Genomic DNA, 13,727 nt, shown 5'->3' with positions numbered 1-13,727 from the left:
GACGACTTCCGCCCACCATGCCCCTGCTGTGGTGGCCGCATGATCGTGATCGAGGTGTTCGAACGATGGAGGCAGCCGCGCGGGCCGCCACACGGCTTCCCGTCGACCGGGAGCAGCACGCCATGACCCGGCATGGAATGGTTCAGCCTTCAGCTGCAGGCGCTCAGCTTGCGGCAACGGATCGACGCACGTCCATGGTGATTATCGTTGCCGACAGAGCCGCGCCCAGCCGCCCACCGTCCCGACAACACCGCGCCGAGGTGCAACGAAGCGGTCTGTCCGCATTCACCCCAGCCCTTCCCGAAGACGGTCGAGCCATCGCCGACATCTGCCGAAATCCGAAATCCCCATAGCCGTCGCCTGTGGCCCGCGGGTTCCTTCCTCGGGGACTTTCGTACGCCTGCCGGCGCCCGAAACTCTTCACGAGAGCGGACCGGCAGCTTCGGGGTGATTGGACTGAAAAGCCGACCTTCGCGTCCAGCATATCGCGGGCGGCTTTGCGCCAACATCGGAGATCATGCGTTCAGTCCGGCAATCCAGCTTTTCGTAGACCCTCGACCAGGCAATCCAGCGCTCCGACGTCCGCGATCGGCCAATAGTCGCGGACGAATGCCAGATCTATGTCGGGGCGCAGAGCCCTCAGCCCATCGACGCTACGCTGCGCCTCGTCCATTCGCCCGAGGTGTGCTTGAGCGGCAGATAAAATGGCCCAACGCGACCATTGGACATTGGGCTCGCGGAGTGACCGTTCGGCCCATTCAACCGCGTCATCCAGCCTTCCCAGAAAGAGGCAGGCTTCCGCCTTTCGCAGCAAGAACTGGCCATAATATGCGTCTTGCGGGCTGAGTCGCATCGCGATGTCTATATGCGGCAACGCTTGCTCCGGGTGTCCGCTGGTGGAAAGCGCCATGCCGAGCGCGTAGTGGGCCTGTGCAAAACTTGGGTCCAATTCGGTCGCCTTGCGAAGCTCAAATATGGCCGCGTCGTGTCGACGCACCATTGTTAGCGCTCGTCCCAGAGCGTAGCGGTTGAACGCGTCTTGGCCGTCGAGTTCGACCGCCCTCCCTGCGAACCGAAGTGCATTGGCTTTCGCATCCACCGTATCGACGTAGCCGCCTATGATCTGAAAGAAACAGGCTTCCCCGGCACCGGCGTAGGCACGAGCTAGGCCGGAATCGACTTCTATCGCTTGGCGGAAAAAATGCTGCGCCTGAGCAAGGTCCGCTTCGGTACGTCTGTAGATGTGCCAGAAGCCGCGCTGGCAAAAATCCCATGCTCGCAGGTCGTCCGGGCGTTTGGCCCTTGCCCGCTCCCGGTCGGCCCGGCCAAGTTCCGGCTCAATCGCGCCGACCAATGTCGTTGTGATCTCGTCCTGGACGGTGAAGATGTCTTCCAGGTCTCGGTCGTAGCGTTGCGCCCAGACGTGATTGCCCGAGGCGCCCTCGATCAATTGCGCAGTGACACGAACGCGGTTGCCTGCCTTGCGCACACTGCCTTCGAGCACATATGCCACCCCGAGCTCGCGGGCCACCGCGCGGATGTCCGGGGACTTCCCCTTGTAGGCGAAGCAGGAGTTGCGGGCGATCACGAAGAACCACCGAATACGCGATAGCGCGGTGATCAGGTCCTCAGTGACCCCATCGGCAAAGTACTCCTGCTCGGGATCGCCACTCATGTTCGTGAATGGCAGAACGGCAATCGAAGGCTTTTCTGGAAGCTCTATCGGGGCAGCCGGACTGGTGGCGGTAGGTCGGGCGGGCGTGGCCAGGGGCGTGATAGCGCCCGCCTTCGCCGAGGCGCCGACCTCGAGCGAATAGATCCGCATCGGCTCGGCAATGTTCTTGAGTTTGGTTTGGCCGAGATCGTTGACCAAGAGGTCGAGCCTCGACCTGACCTGCCGATAGGCATCCTCCGAAAGGCAGATGGCGCCGGGGGCAGCGACGCCTTCCAGGCGCGCCGCGATGTTGACTCCGTCACCCATGAGGTCGCCGTCGCTCTCCTCAACGACGTCTCCTATGTGGATTCCGATGCGAAACTCAATACGGCGATCGAGCGTAACACCTGCATTGCGTTCGAGCATGGCGGTCTGCACCTCGATGGCGCAGCGCACCGCGTCGACCACACTGCGGAACTCGACGAGGGCTCCGTCCCCGGTGCGCTTGACCACGCGACCATGATGCACGGCGATCGTGGGATCGATCAGGTCGCTTCGAAGTGCCCGCAGCCGCGCCAAGATGCGATCCTCGTCCGCGCCGGCAAGCCGGCTGTAGCCAACGACGTCGGCGGCCAGGATTGCAGCAAGCTTTCGGGACTCGCTCATTCCGTCCTTCCCTGTCCAGCCGAGCACCATAGCCCGATCAGAGCCGCCCCGTCTCAGCATAGAGCGGTCAAGTCAACGCACGATAGCCCGAACCTTGGTCGATGTCCGCATCTGCGTGCAACCCCGACCTCGAGCATTATTCGCCGACGATGTCTGCTTGCGGGCAGCGGCAAAGGCGCCCTCGACGGCTGAGATGCGGCGCAGAGCGGTCGGCCTCCTAGCCAGTGGCAAGGAGCCCTGTGACGCACCCGAGTTGACGGATTATATCTGCCGATTGCCGTTCCCACCTCCGATGACGTGGTCGCGAAAGCGAACCGTTCCTTATGGGGCTTCGTAGAGTTCCAGCGGTAATCCATCTGGGTCGCTGAAAAAGGTAAACCGTTGGTCTGTATATGGGTCGATCCGGATTGGCTCAACGGCAATGCCAGCGGCTTCCAGGCGCATAATTACGGGATCAAGATTCGCCACGGCAAATGCCAGATGTCTCAGGCCTGTCGCCTCTGGATAGGAGGCCGCATCACTGGGGCAGGGAAGGAGAACCATTCCAGCTGGACGGACCCGATCCGCAGATCAGCCTTCCATGATTGCCGCTCCTCTCGATAGACCTCCCGGATCAGATCGAGGCCGAGGAGTTCGACGCAGAACCGTCGCGACCGGTCGTAGTCGGTGCAGATGAGCGCGACGTGGTGAATGGCGTTCAGCATGCTGCGAACTCTAGCCAAGCTGGGATTTGAGGCCAAGGTCACCAAAAGTCAATTGCTGCGCCAAAAACAAAAAACTCCAGCAACTCACTGAGTTTGCTGGAGTTTTTTTGTGAAGACTGGTTGCGGGGATCGGATTTGGTCAAGAGCTTGACCCCGTCCGCCACCGGCTGCAGCAGCCCATGCCATCCCACACGCATCGGCCCCATCCTCTGCTGGATGTGCCCCGCGATCTTGCGTTCCAGCCACGTCAGCGGCAAGGGCAGCAGCAGGATCGCAATCAAGAGCAACGACGAGTTCCATGATCCGAGGCCACTCGTTCGACGGGACGAGACCCGCGACCCGATTAGCACTGCACGGTGGTCAGGCTGCGCGGGAGTGGCAATTGCCAACCGCGGCGCACCTTGCGCAATGGTATCACAGCCTTGCCATCACTGGCGACGATGCGCGCGACGCGGCGCTTGGACGGGGCGGCAGGGCGAAACGAACTGCCATTCAATATTGTCTCGTACATTTTCGATAGAGCGCCTATCCTTGCGTCAGATCAACCGTGAAGCCCGTGTCGCAACGCAGCCTCAAGGCGGCGCCCGCGCTTCCTACCAGCATTGCCTGGCACCTAGCGTTTTGGGACTGAGTGTTGCGCGGCGCGGCATCAGCGTTAGGGGCGACCCATGCAGCTCAGTTCAAGCAGCTTTGCGAACAGTACGACGATCCCGCGGCGTTTCACTTGCGACGGTGAGGATCGTTCCCCTCCCCTCGGCTGGACCGGCGCTCCGGCCGGCACCCGCAGCTTTGTCCTTCTCTGCGATGATCCAGACGCCCCGGCGGGGATCTGGCATCACTGGGCGGCCTATGACATTGCGGCCGATTGTGTAGAGTTGGCCGAAGGCGCTGCCCAGCACGCCGGCAAACAAGGTTTCAAGCAGGCAACCAACGATTTCCGGCGACCAGGTTACGGTGGTCCCTGCCCACCGCATCGCCATGGCAGACACCGCTATCACTTCCGGTTGCTTGCGCTGTCGATCGATCACCTGCCGCTCGGCAACGACCCATCGTGTCAGGCGGTCGAACGAGAAGCGCGCATGCATCTCCTCGCCGAGGCGGTTCTCGTCGGAGTATATGAGCGATGATGGTCTTCGCTCGTGTGAACTGCGGCAATTGAGGAAGGCCTGCGGGTCATGGGCGGCATGACTGATCGTGATGGGCCCGGCTGGTACGCGTCATGCGGATCTTTCTCTGTGGCGATGTGATGACGGGGCGAGGCATAGACCAGGCGCTTCCACATCCGTGTGACCCTCGTCTTCACGAGCGCTATGTGCAATCGGCCATAGACTATGTCCGGATGGCGGAGGCGGCGAACCAACCGATACCGACGCCAGTCGACTTCCCCTACATCTGGGGCGCAGCGCTGCAGGAATTGGAGCGGGCGCGGCCGGACGCGAGCATCATAAATCTCGAAACCAGCATTACGCGCTGCGACGCCTATGTCGCCAAGGGCATCAACTACAGGATGAGCCCCGAGAACGCCGACTGCCTTGTCGCCGCGGGGATCGACTGCTGCGTTCTCGCTAACAATCACGTTCTTGATTGGGAGCGCGCCGGGCTGCTGGAGACCCTGGCAACACTCGAGCGTTTGCAAATCAAGACCGCTGGAGCGGGGCGCAATGCCGCCCAAGCAAGCGCCCCGGCGATTTTGGCAGACACCGACGCGGGGCGCGCACTTGTTTTTTCGTTTGCCTCGAAGACGAGCGGTGTCCCTCGACATTGGGCGGCGACGCATGACCGGGCCGGAGTGAACTTTCTACCTGCGCTTTCCGATGCGACTGTCGCAGCGATAGCCGATCTGGTGGCTACTGACCGACGAGAAAATGATGTGGTCGTGGTCTCCCTTCATTGGGGACCAAACTGGGGCTATGACATCCCGGAGGAGCAAAGGTGGTTCGCCCACGAACTGATCGACAGGGCGGACATATCCATCGTTCACGGCCACTCATCGCATCATGCCAAATCCATCGAAGTGTACCGGAACCGCCTCATTCTCTATGGCTGCGGCGACTTCCTGAATGACTATGAAGGCATCAAAGGCCACGGGGAATTCCGGCCCGACCTTGCCCTGATGTATATCGCCGACCTTGGTCCCGGAAGCGATCTGGTCGCGCTCGAACTGGTGCCCTTCCAGATCCGGCGTTTCCAGCTCATCCGCGCGGCTAACAGGGACGTTGCCTGGTTGCAGCAGACCCTGGACCGAGAAAGCGGGCAGTTTGGTACGGGCGTCGGAACTGCGCCAGGGGGAAGGCTTGCGCTGTCCTGGCCGACAATGTGAACTGGTGGTGGGCACGGTCATCCAATTGAGCTACGGTGCGCAAAGGAGCTCCGCAGAAGGTGGCCGTAGTTTCGCCAGGTGCGTCCAGCGGCCCAACTGCACTGCTTGGAAGCACGCGTTTCTTGTGAATGGCGCTCGTTGCCATGACCACGCCGATCGTCCTGCCTTGGCCGTTGCAAAGCCTCTTGGAGGCGATAACGCGGGCGGTGCTGCAGCCCGGCTACCGGCCTCGCATCGATTTCTCGCGACCGATCGGCGAGGCCGGACTGATATCGCCGGACTCCGTGTCGTGGCGCGTGTTCAAGAACCCGCTTTCGCTGTTCATCGGTGGCGTCACCGCCGTGGTCATGGAGCTTGCAGAACCGTGCGTGCGCACTGGCGTATGGGAGCATACGTCTTTCCGCCTGAATCCAATTCGGCGACTGCACAGCACGGGGCTCGCTGCCATGGTGACGATCTATGGTTCCCGCACCACGGCCGAGGCCATGATCGCCCGCGTTCGGCGGATACACGACCGGGTCGCAGGCGTGACATCGTCTGGCGCGACCTATTGCGCCAATGACCCCGACCTTCTGAATTGGGTTCAGGGCACGGCGGCGTACGGCTTTGTCCAAGCTTATCACACCTATGTGCGGCAGCTCTCCGCATCGGAGCGCGACCGCTGTTATGCCGAGGGCGTTACCGCCGCGCGCCTTTTCGGCGCCACGGGCGCGCCGGGATCGGAAGCCGAGCTTGAAGCGCTGTTCCATGCGACCGCCGGACGGCTGGAGGGCTCGGCCATTGTGCTCGAATTTCTCGCCATCATGCGTTCGGCGCCTATGCTGCCGCTGCCGCTGAGGCCGGCACAGCACCTGCTGGTAGCGGCTGCCGTTGATCTGGTGCCTGATTGGATGCAGGCGCTGTTGGGGCTCACCGGGCACGGCTTGCACAGGTGGGAAGCCGAGGCAGTCCGGCAGGCAGGGGCTTTGGCGGATCGCCTCGTTATGGAAACCAACCCGGCCGTTCAGGCCTGCCGGCGGATGCGCCTTCCGGCCGACTATTTGTATGTCCATCGCAGCGCATTCGGTGCCCGCCCATGATTGTCTTGTTCACGGATTTCGGCTTGCACGGCCCCTACACGGGTCAGATGAAGGCTATGTTGCACCAGATGGCGCCGGGCATCCCCGCGATCGACCTCTTCTCCGACGCGCCGGTCGGCAATCCCAAGGCGTCGGCCTACCTGCTGGCGGCCTACGCGGAGTGGTTTCCTGCGGGGACCGTCTTTCTCTGTGTCGTCGATCCAGGCGTCGGAGGGACGCGCCCGTCGGTCATCGTCGAGGCCGACGGTCGCTGGTATGTCGGCCCCGGCAACGGCCTGTTCGAGCTGATCCAGCGCCGCGCCGCTGATACGTTCAGCTGGGATATCGACTGGAAGCCAAAGCGCCTGTCTGCCAGCTTTCACGGGCGTGACCTGTTTGCCCCGGTCGCGGCCATGCTGGCACGCCGTGAGCCGCCGCCCGGAAGGCCGCGCCTGGATGAAGCAGATCGCCGTAGAGACTGGCCGGAGGACCTCGCCGAGATCGTCTATATCGACCATTTCGGCAATGCCATGACCGGCCTGAGAGCAGCCAGGCTGCCGGCAGGCGCAAGGCTCGCCGCTGCAGATCGCGTGCTGGAGGGCGTGACGACCTTCCGCGATCGGCCGCCGGGCACGGCCTTTTGGTACGAGAACTCGAACGGGCTTGCCGAGATTGCTGTCAATCAAGGGCGCGCGGACGGCGAGCTCGGTCTCGCGATCGGCAGTCCTGTGAAGATCGTCCTTTAACGAAACCGGTTGTCCGTGCCGGCGTTGATCTATTGCGATGCGCAAATCAACGAATCGAGGCCCGGGCGCCGATCTGCCGAAGCTGCAAAAAGGCAATGACAAGGCGCGGGCGAAGACCGGCAACAAGCGCCTTGCCGAGCAGATTCGCAAGGTTCTTGCAAAGCACTATGCGAGCAAATACCGGGCGAGGTGAAAACGCGATCGCTGCACGAGGAATGAGCACGAAGGGAGGTTGTCATGACCGGTGGTATTGCTCAGAAAACCTGTACGCCCTGCCGCGGCGGCGTTGCGCCGCTAACGCAGGAGGCAGCCGAGGGCTATCTGTCCCAGACCCCTGGCTGGGAACTGGAGGAGGCGCGCCTGCTACGCCGCAACTTCAAATTTGCGGATTTCCGTCAATCGCTCGGCTTCGTCGACAAAGTTGCCCGATTGGCGGAAGAAGAAGGGCATCATCCCGACATCTGCTTCGGCTGGGGTTATGCGGCAGTCTCGCTGCAGACTCACAAGATCAAGGGATTGCACGAGAACGACTTCATCATGGCCGCGAAGATCAACCTCATCGCCGGTTCGTAGAGAGGCACTCGGCACCCCAACGATCGGAACGGACCAAAAGTTCGCATTGATGATCGGCCGGTTAGCACAATTTGCGGATACTCAATCGTGGCGGCTGAGAGCGGTGCCGAAAAGGCTCGTTGATCAGGGGTCGCGCAACATCTCTTGGAGTATTTCCTCGACCGGGTGCGGCGAAATGCCAAGTTCTTCAAATCCGGGCATCTGTGGCGACGACACGTTGTCGACCTGCATCAGTTCCACTTGATTGCGAGTGACAGGCGGACTCGCAAGCATTTCCGCGGCCCATGCCAGTGCGTGCCAAGCGGCAAATGGCACTGGGACCAGTATCGGTCTAAGGCCGGCCTGGTGTGCAACGGCTCTGAGAAATTCCTCGTAAGAGTAGACGCGGGGACCGCCGCACTCATACGTGATCGCATGCGTTTGCGTCCCCTGCAGCGCTCTTGCAGTCGCCTCTGCCACATCGCCCACATAGGCCGGCTGCAATCGCGTCAGGCCGCGACCGAACATCGGATAGATTGGAAGCCGGCGCAGAAGCTTGAGAATAATGGTGAGAAACGCGTCATCCGGTCCGAACATCACCGCCGGACGGATGATGGTGGCATCAGCAAACGCGGCACGCACCGCCTGTTCGCCTTCGCCACGCTTGCGGATGTAGAGCGACGGCGAGGCAACATCGGAACCGATTCCTGAAACGTGAGCGAACCGTTCGACGCTGGCTCGGTGTGCTTGAGCTGCGACCCGCCGGGCCGCCTCGACATGCACGGAATGAAAGGTCTCCTGTCCTCGTTCGACATAGAGACTGACCGCATTTACAACGCCGTAAGCACCGGCAAGCGCATCGGCGATCGCACGCTCATCAAGGATATCGGCTTCAACCGATTGAAGTTGCGGATCATCAGAACCAAACAACTTCTTGGCTCGTTCCGAATGTCTTGATGCGATCCGAACGAAAAACTCACCATTGCGGAGATGCCGAACAACGCGGCGGCCGAGAAACCCGGTTCCACCGAACACGGTGACGACGCGATGGTTCATGGCAGCCATAGCTTGGACTTTGTCCGCTCATGTCGGCCGTCTCGACCCGGCGGTCCAAGTCATGTGGACGGCACGCCTGCTGACCAATATCTGCCATCTGGGCTGCCTCGTACAGATTGGGATCGATCTTCTCCGCAACTGATCGAGAATGACCCACCCCTTGGTCGACACGCCACCGAGCGCAGTTGTCGTTTCTTGACCGCCTGTGGTTCGCGCACCCAGCTCGTGTTATGGTGGTTCCGGGAAACGGCGGACGCGCCGTGAGCGCCCTGCCGGTTCCCCATTGTGGGAGGAACAAATGGCTCATTACGTATTACTGTCGAATTTCACCGATCAAGGTATCAGGACTATAAAGGATACTCAGAAGCGGGCTGAGGCCTTCAAGGCGATGGCCAGCAAAAGCGGGGTCAAGGTTCACACTCTGTTGTGGACGCTTGGCAAACATGATGTCGTAGTGATTGCCGAAGCAGAAGACGACATTGCTGCGACCGCACTAGCCTTATCAATCGCATCAATGGGCAACATCAGAACTGAGACGCTGAGGGCATTCGACACGGCAGATATGACCAAGATATTGGCAAAGATGGCCTGACAGCCGCTTTGCTGACGTGCGCGGGTAATCGAAGCCGGCGCCGAGCTTGGGTGCTCGGCGCCCAAGTCGTTCAGCTATGCCTCGTCCCGCCAGATCACCCGCCTCTCCCGGTGGATCTTCACCAGGCGCCGGACCCGGATCGTGTGCGCCTGCTCTCCTGTTTGCGTGGAATAGCTGGACGCTCTACGACGTTTGGCAGTCCTCAGCGGCCCACCGTAAGTCAACAAAATCAAAGCGATGCGCGCAGGTTCGCCATCTTGGGCTTGGCTAACCGAACGAGGATATGGGTGCTAAGTTATTGATAAATAACGACAATTGTTGGCCCGGAGGGTCAACGTTTCCTATTGTAAATCAATACGGTAGCGGATGGTTCGCCAACCCATTTCCTCGTATTCTCTCGTATGGTCTGGCGAACCTAAGGACCAGGAGGAGGACTAGTATTCCATGCACGCGGTGTCTCTTTCATCCCACAAAAGGGGTCGATGAACCCGTGTTGACCATTGGGTACGAGCGCGGCTGGTTTGGGGCCGGCAGCGGACTGCCGTTTTTCGGCGCAGCGTGCGAATGAGCGGACGTTCAGGTCGGGGGCTGGGCATCGCCGTGACGGGACCCTAAACGGTCCGTCCGACTGGTCCGGCGGGACAACCGCAAGCGTTCATTGCAGTGTCGGGCCTTTCAAGGATCGCTGAACGCGAGTGGTGACTATTGCGCCGCTTCCGCGAGCTGCCGGCAATGCTGTGTGATCCGGCGCGTATCCAAGTTGGTCACGCCGAGCAGGAGCCCCTGCCACGGGGGTGATCGGACACACCATTGAGAGAGGGGCGACGGAGCCAAGCCGAACGAGCGGGCGCGGCGGGCGATCTCCACATCCGACAGAGAGGCGGTTGTCGAGACAATGACGGCCAACCCCGCAGTGGCTTCGACTTTCAGCGAGTCCGACCCGACCTGTGCGAGACCGTCGAGCACGGCCTGCCGCCGAGATGCGTAGAGGCGCTTCATGCGCCGCAGATGCCGAATATAGTGCCCCTCGCGCAAGAACTCGGCCACCGCGCCTTGCAGCGCCAGGGCTGGAGCCGGCGCCAGGCAGGCGCATACGTCTCCGAGCCGGCCAGTCAGTTCGATGGGTGCAACGACGAACCCGAGGCGCAGGGCTGGGCTGATCGTCTTGCTGAAGCTGCCAATATGCAGGACCCGTCCACCGTTATCGAGCGAAGCGAGCGCCGGAGCCGCCCGGCCAGTCAGCTGCAGCTCGCTCAGATAATCGTCCTCGATGATCCAGGCGTCGCTCCGCCGGGCCCAAGCGAGCAACGCAAGCCTGCGGGTCAAGGACATCGTCATCCCGAGCGGGGCATGTTGCCCTGGCGTGATGATCGCCAACGCTGCGTCGGGGGCGCTCCGGACGCCGGAAGCGACGTCCAGGCCTTCGGCGTCGACCGCAACGGCCGTCACGGTGATCCCTGCCAGGTCGAGCGCTTTGCGTGTGATCGGGAAGCTCGGATCCTCGATCAAGGCTCGCGACCCCTCCACCTGCAGAGCGCGCACCGCCAGACCGAGCGCCCCGGAATAGCCTGCCGTGACGAAGACTTGGGCGGGACTGCATCGAAGACCCCGCGCGATTCCGACATAGGCCGCGATCTCCTTTCGCAGCTGCGGATCGCCCCGTGGATCGGGATAGCTGACCGGCGCGGCCGCTGCCCGCCGCGCCGCTCGCGCGACGACGCGCGACCACAGCTTGAACGGAAAGGCGTCTTGTGAGGGCACGCCCATCTGGAACGGCAGGGGCGGCGTTCCATAGGTTTGGAACAGCTCCGGCAGGGGCGGCACGTGTGGCGACCACAAGGGCGACGACGAAGGCGACGGGCGCTTGGCGACGCGGGTGCCCGCCGCGCCGGCGCCGACGGCGAACTGCTCGTCAATGAGGCGCTGGTAGGCGAAGCGTACGGTGCCGCGCGAGACGCCGAGCTGAGCGGCCATATCACGCCAGGAAGGAAGCTTTGCTCCCGGGTCCAGCCGCCCCGTCTCGACGGCGTCCCGGACCGCCCGGTAGATCTGCGTCGCCAGCGGCGTCCTTGCGGCGCGGTCAAGATCGATGGGCAGAGGGGTCATGGGGCAATGGTACCATCATTCCCGCCAATCTTGGTCCTGTTTCATGACCACAGCCGGCCACATCTAACGGCCATCGCCACGTGATAAATGATCGAGGAGACAATTCTCATGAAGGCAATCGTCGTAACGGACCAGGCTGCGGGAACGGCAGGGATGACGCTGGTGGAGCGACCCGAGCCGCAGGCTGCGATAAATGACGTCGTCGTTCGGGTACATGCGTCGGGGTTCGTCCCGACTGAGCTGACGTGGCCCTCGACCTGGACCGATCGACGCGACAATGACCGAAGACCGTCGATCCCTGGGCACGAGTTGGCCGGAGTGGTCACCGCGCTTGGCTATGGCACCACGGGTCTTTCAGTAGGACAGCGCGTGTTCGGTCTCGCAGACTGGTATCGCGACGGCACACTGGCGGAGTATATAGCCGTGGAGGCACGCAACCTCGCGCCGCTGCCAGGCGACGTCGAGTTCACGGTGGGCGCGAGCTTGCCGATCTCGGGTCTGACGGCGTGGCAGGGACTACTCCTGCACGGCCGTCTTCAGGCGGGGCAGAGCGTCCTGGCGCACGGCGCGGCCGGCGCAGTCGGTTCGATGGTGACGCAACTCGCACGAGAGGCCGGCGCTTATGTCATCGGCACTGGACGCGCCGCCGACCGTCAGAAGGCGCTGGATTTCGGCGCAAATGAATTCATCGACCTCGAGAACGATGCCCTGGAAGACGTCGGTGGAGTCGATCTGGTGTTCGACGTCATCGGCGGCGATATCCAGAAGCGGTCCGCTGCCCTGATCCGAACCGGAGGAACGCTGGTGACCGTCGTCGGACCGGCCGAATCGCGGCCCGCCGACGGCATGGCGGTCGACTTCGTTGTCGAATCCGACCGTGCCCAACTGAGTGAAATCGTCCGGCGGGTCCGGGACGGTCGACTGCGGACAAATATCGGCAACGTTTCGACTCTCGATGACGCCGTCGCTGCCCTCAACCCGACCGAGCGACGCGCGGGGAAGACAGTCATCCGTGTTCGTGCTTGAACCAGCTGCCATGGAGCATTGCTGTCGGCAGGGTCCGGAAGTGAGCGGATAGGGCAGACTGCTGGCGCGGGCCAGCCGCTCGGCGCGCCGCTTCCAGCTCGATAAGTGTCGTGTGCTTGGGCTTTGGTAATTCCGCCTTCGCGCATAAGGAGCCGACGCAAGGAACATTCCTGACCAGCCATGGTTTCTCTGCCAGGAGGAATCTGATGATGGCAGACGACAAGAGCAAGCGCGGTGAACGCGACCGCGACCGGGTATCAGCGAACGAGGATTACGAAGTCCGTCATTTCGCCAACAAGGTTGGGCTGACGGTTCAACAGGTCCGCGACCTTATCAAGCGGCACGGCAACGACAGGGCAACTCTAGAACGCGAGGCTGAGAAGCTTAGAGAATGATCAAGCTTCAGATATCCCTCCTCTCAGCCAGCCTGGTGAGCGCACCGGTGGCGAGCCGGCCGATGAATCCGGCCACTTCTACACCTGCAAAGTCTGCGGCCAGCGCGTCGACAGGCGGGACTTGCGGCAAGTCGCTTGGCATGAGGCGCCCGAGCATGAGCGTTTGAGGCGGAGCGCTAAAAAAAGCCGCCGACCTGCCTGCAAGAGACGGCACAAGGAAGTTAGGACCGGATTGCGATTTCCAACGGTGGTGGTGAGCGCTGATTTTGGAGCGAAGCTGACGCCCGATCTGCAGCGTGCCGGAAAGCGCGACGATAGCGGCCGTCTTGATCCTGCATCGCCGCGGATGCGCGACTTTGGTTCCGTTGACGTCCAGCAAGCGTTGTCAGGTTAGGCGTGTGCGGTCGCGTCTTGGGTGTCATCGTACTAGCTCAACACCAGTCCTGCCAGTAACACGGCGATCGCCAGTAAGAACGGGACCGCCACAAGCCAGCCTGCTTCCAGAACGCTGTTTTCATAACGATTCATGATGAGCCTCCTTCCAGGTTCCTACAGGGTGGAAAGGTTCGAGTCCCGGGTCGGTTCCCTTTTTAAGTAGAGCGGATTTTTTTATTTGAAGCGGCGGGTAAGAACATTTGGCGATCCCCAAGCGAAAAGTAATGGCTCGCCATCCTGCTATATGGGCTTTCCAATTCGGGGTGACGGACGAGGCAGACTTGCTTGCCAAGGCGCTGGGGAGGCGAAGGTATAGGCTCCAGCGTACAGGTGGGATCGATCTTCGCCAGACGAGTTCTGGCCTCGATAACGGCTTCAGCGCGTCTGATGCGTGTTTCAGTAAGTCCCGGACACCGG

General features: G+C 61.9%; 15 protein-coding genes and 2 pseudogenes. 10 read left to right on the top strand and 7 right to left on the bottom strand.

Annotated features, from left to right (window positions below; genetic code table 11):
- Positions 1-126: pseudogene (locus DH10_RS36845) on the top strand (IS91 family transposase); the annotation flags it as partial.
- Positions 127-523: 397 nt separating this feature from the next.
- On the opposite strand, the gene DH10_RS10690 reads toward DH10_RS36845, so the two are convergent.
- The 4 genes and pseudogenes from DH10_RS10690 to DH10_RS38160 form a co-directional block, all read right to left on the bottom strand.
- On the bottom strand, positions 524-2,320 hold the full coding sequence (locus DH10_RS10690) for an adenylate/guanylate cyclase domain-containing protein (RefSeq protein WP_192384710.1): 1,797 nt from the start codon (positions 2,318-2,320) through the stop codon (positions 524-526).
- A 321-nt stretch (positions 2,321-2,641) separates the two neighbouring features.
- Positions 2,642-2,863, bottom strand: a complete 222-nt coding sequence (locus tag DH10_RS37855) for a VOC family protein (RefSeq protein ID WP_343221506.1) — start codon at positions 2,861-2,863, stop codon at positions 2,642-2,644.
- Complete coding sequence (locus DH10_RS36840; protein ID WP_246811538.1) at positions 2,806-3,024, bottom strand: VOC family protein; 219 nt, start codon at positions 3,022-3,024, stop codon at positions 2,806-2,808. Before DH10_RS36840 ends, DH10_RS37855 begins: the two co-directional genes overlap by 58 nt.
- Positions 3,025-3,151: 127 nt before the next feature.
- Positions 3,152-3,311: pseudogene (locus DH10_RS38160) on the bottom strand (NADH-quinone oxidoreductase subunit H); the annotation flags it as partial.
- Positions 3,312-3,692: 381 nt separating this feature from the next.
- Here DH10_RS38160 and DH10_RS10675 point away from each other — a divergent pair.
- The 6 genes from DH10_RS10675 to DH10_RS10650 all read left to right on the top strand — a co-directional run bounded on the left by DH10_RS10675 (position 3,693) and on the right by DH10_RS10650 (position 7,721).
- On the top strand, positions 3,693-4,151 hold the full coding sequence (locus DH10_RS10675; protein WP_192384709.1) for a YbhB/YbcL family Raf kinase inhibitor-like protein: 459 nt from the start codon (positions 3,693-3,695) through the stop codon (positions 4,149-4,151).
- Positions 4,152-4,243: 92 nt separating this feature from the next.
- Entirely contained in the window at positions 4,244-5,344 is a 1,101-nt protein-coding gene (locus DH10_RS10670) for a CapA family protein (protein ID WP_192384708.1), read from the top strand.
- A 143-nt stretch (positions 5,345-5,487) separates the two neighbouring features.
- Complete coding sequence (locus DH10_RS10665) at positions 5,488-6,423, top strand: oxygenase MpaB family protein (RefSeq protein ID WP_246811536.1); 936 nt, start codon at positions 5,488-5,490, stop codon at positions 6,421-6,423.
- The gene (locus DH10_RS10660; RefSeq protein WP_192247160.1) at positions 6,420-7,148 is read left to right on the top strand and encodes an SAM hydrolase/SAM-dependent halogenase family protein; all 729 of its coding nucleotides are present in this window, start codon (positions 6,420-6,422) and stop codon (positions 7,146-7,148) included. Before DH10_RS10665 ends, DH10_RS10660 begins: the two co-directional genes overlap by 4 nt.
- Positions 7,149-7,185: 37 nt before the next feature.
- Positions 7,186-7,341 carry a hypothetical protein gene (locus DH10_RS10655; protein ID WP_192384706.1) on the top strand — a complete coding sequence of 52 codons (156 nt, stop codon included), beginning with the start codon at positions 7,186-7,188 and terminating at the stop codon, positions 7,339-7,341.
- A 44-nt stretch (positions 7,342-7,385) separates the two neighbouring features.
- Positions 7,386-7,721 (top strand): 4a-hydroxytetrahydrobiopterin dehydratase, encoded by a 336-nt coding sequence (locus DH10_RS10650; protein ID WP_192247156.1) that lies wholly within the window; start codon positions 7,386-7,388, stop codon positions 7,719-7,721.
- Between the two features lie 123 nt (positions 7,722-7,844).
- Here the strand turns inward: DH10_RS10650 and DH10_RS10645 are convergent, their stop codons facing one another.
- Positions 7,845-8,765: a complex I NDUFA9 subunit family protein gene (locus DH10_RS10645; RefSeq protein WP_192384705.1), complete on the bottom strand. Its 921-nt coding sequence runs from the start codon at positions 8,763-8,765 to the stop codon at positions 7,845-7,847.
- Between the two features lie 289 nt (positions 8,766-9,054).
- Here DH10_RS10645 and DH10_RS10640 point away from each other — a divergent pair, with 289 nt between their 5' ends.
- Positions 9,055-9,348, top strand: a complete 294-nt coding sequence (locus DH10_RS10640) for a GYD domain-containing protein (protein WP_125000291.1) — start codon at positions 9,055-9,057, stop codon at positions 9,346-9,348.
- 702 nt (positions 9,349-10,050) lie between these two features.
- Here DH10_RS10640 and pdxR read toward each other — a convergent pair.
- Positions 10,051-11,454, bottom strand: a complete 1,404-nt coding sequence (pdxR, locus tag DH10_RS10635; protein WP_192384704.1) for a MocR-like pyridoxine biosynthesis transcription factor PdxR — start codon at positions 11,452-11,454, stop codon at positions 10,051-10,053.
- 108 nt (positions 11,455-11,562) lie between these two features.
- Between pdxR and DH10_RS10630 the strand changes: the two genes are divergently transcribed.
- Together DH10_RS10630 and DH10_RS10625 are read left to right on the top strand one after the other, a co-directional pair.
- Positions 11,563-12,480, top strand: a complete 918-nt coding sequence (locus DH10_RS10630; RefSeq protein WP_192384703.1) for an NADP-dependent oxidoreductase — start codon at positions 11,563-11,565, stop codon at positions 12,478-12,480.
- 209 nt (positions 12,481-12,689) lie between these two features.
- Positions 12,690-12,875 (top strand): DUF3606 domain-containing protein, encoded by a 186-nt coding sequence (locus DH10_RS10625; RefSeq protein ID WP_192257565.1) that lies wholly within the window; start codon positions 12,690-12,692, stop codon positions 12,873-12,875.
- 7 nt (positions 12,876-12,882) lie between these two features.
- Here DH10_RS10625 and DH10_RS10620 read toward each other — a convergent pair whose 3' ends face one another.
- Entirely contained in the window at positions 12,883-13,254 is a 372-nt protein-coding gene (locus DH10_RS10620) for a hypothetical protein (RefSeq protein WP_192384702.1), read from the bottom strand.
- Positions 13,255-13,727 lie beyond the last annotated feature (473 nt).

The sequence above is a fragment of the Mesorhizobium silamurunense genome, assembly GCF_014843825.1.
GTDB lineage: Bacteria > Pseudomonadota > Alphaproteobacteria > Rhizobiales > Rhizobiaceae > Mesorhizobium > Mesorhizobium silamurunense.
Note: the sequence above shows the minus strand (reverse complement) of the source record. Positions and strands in the feature narration are given on the sequence as shown.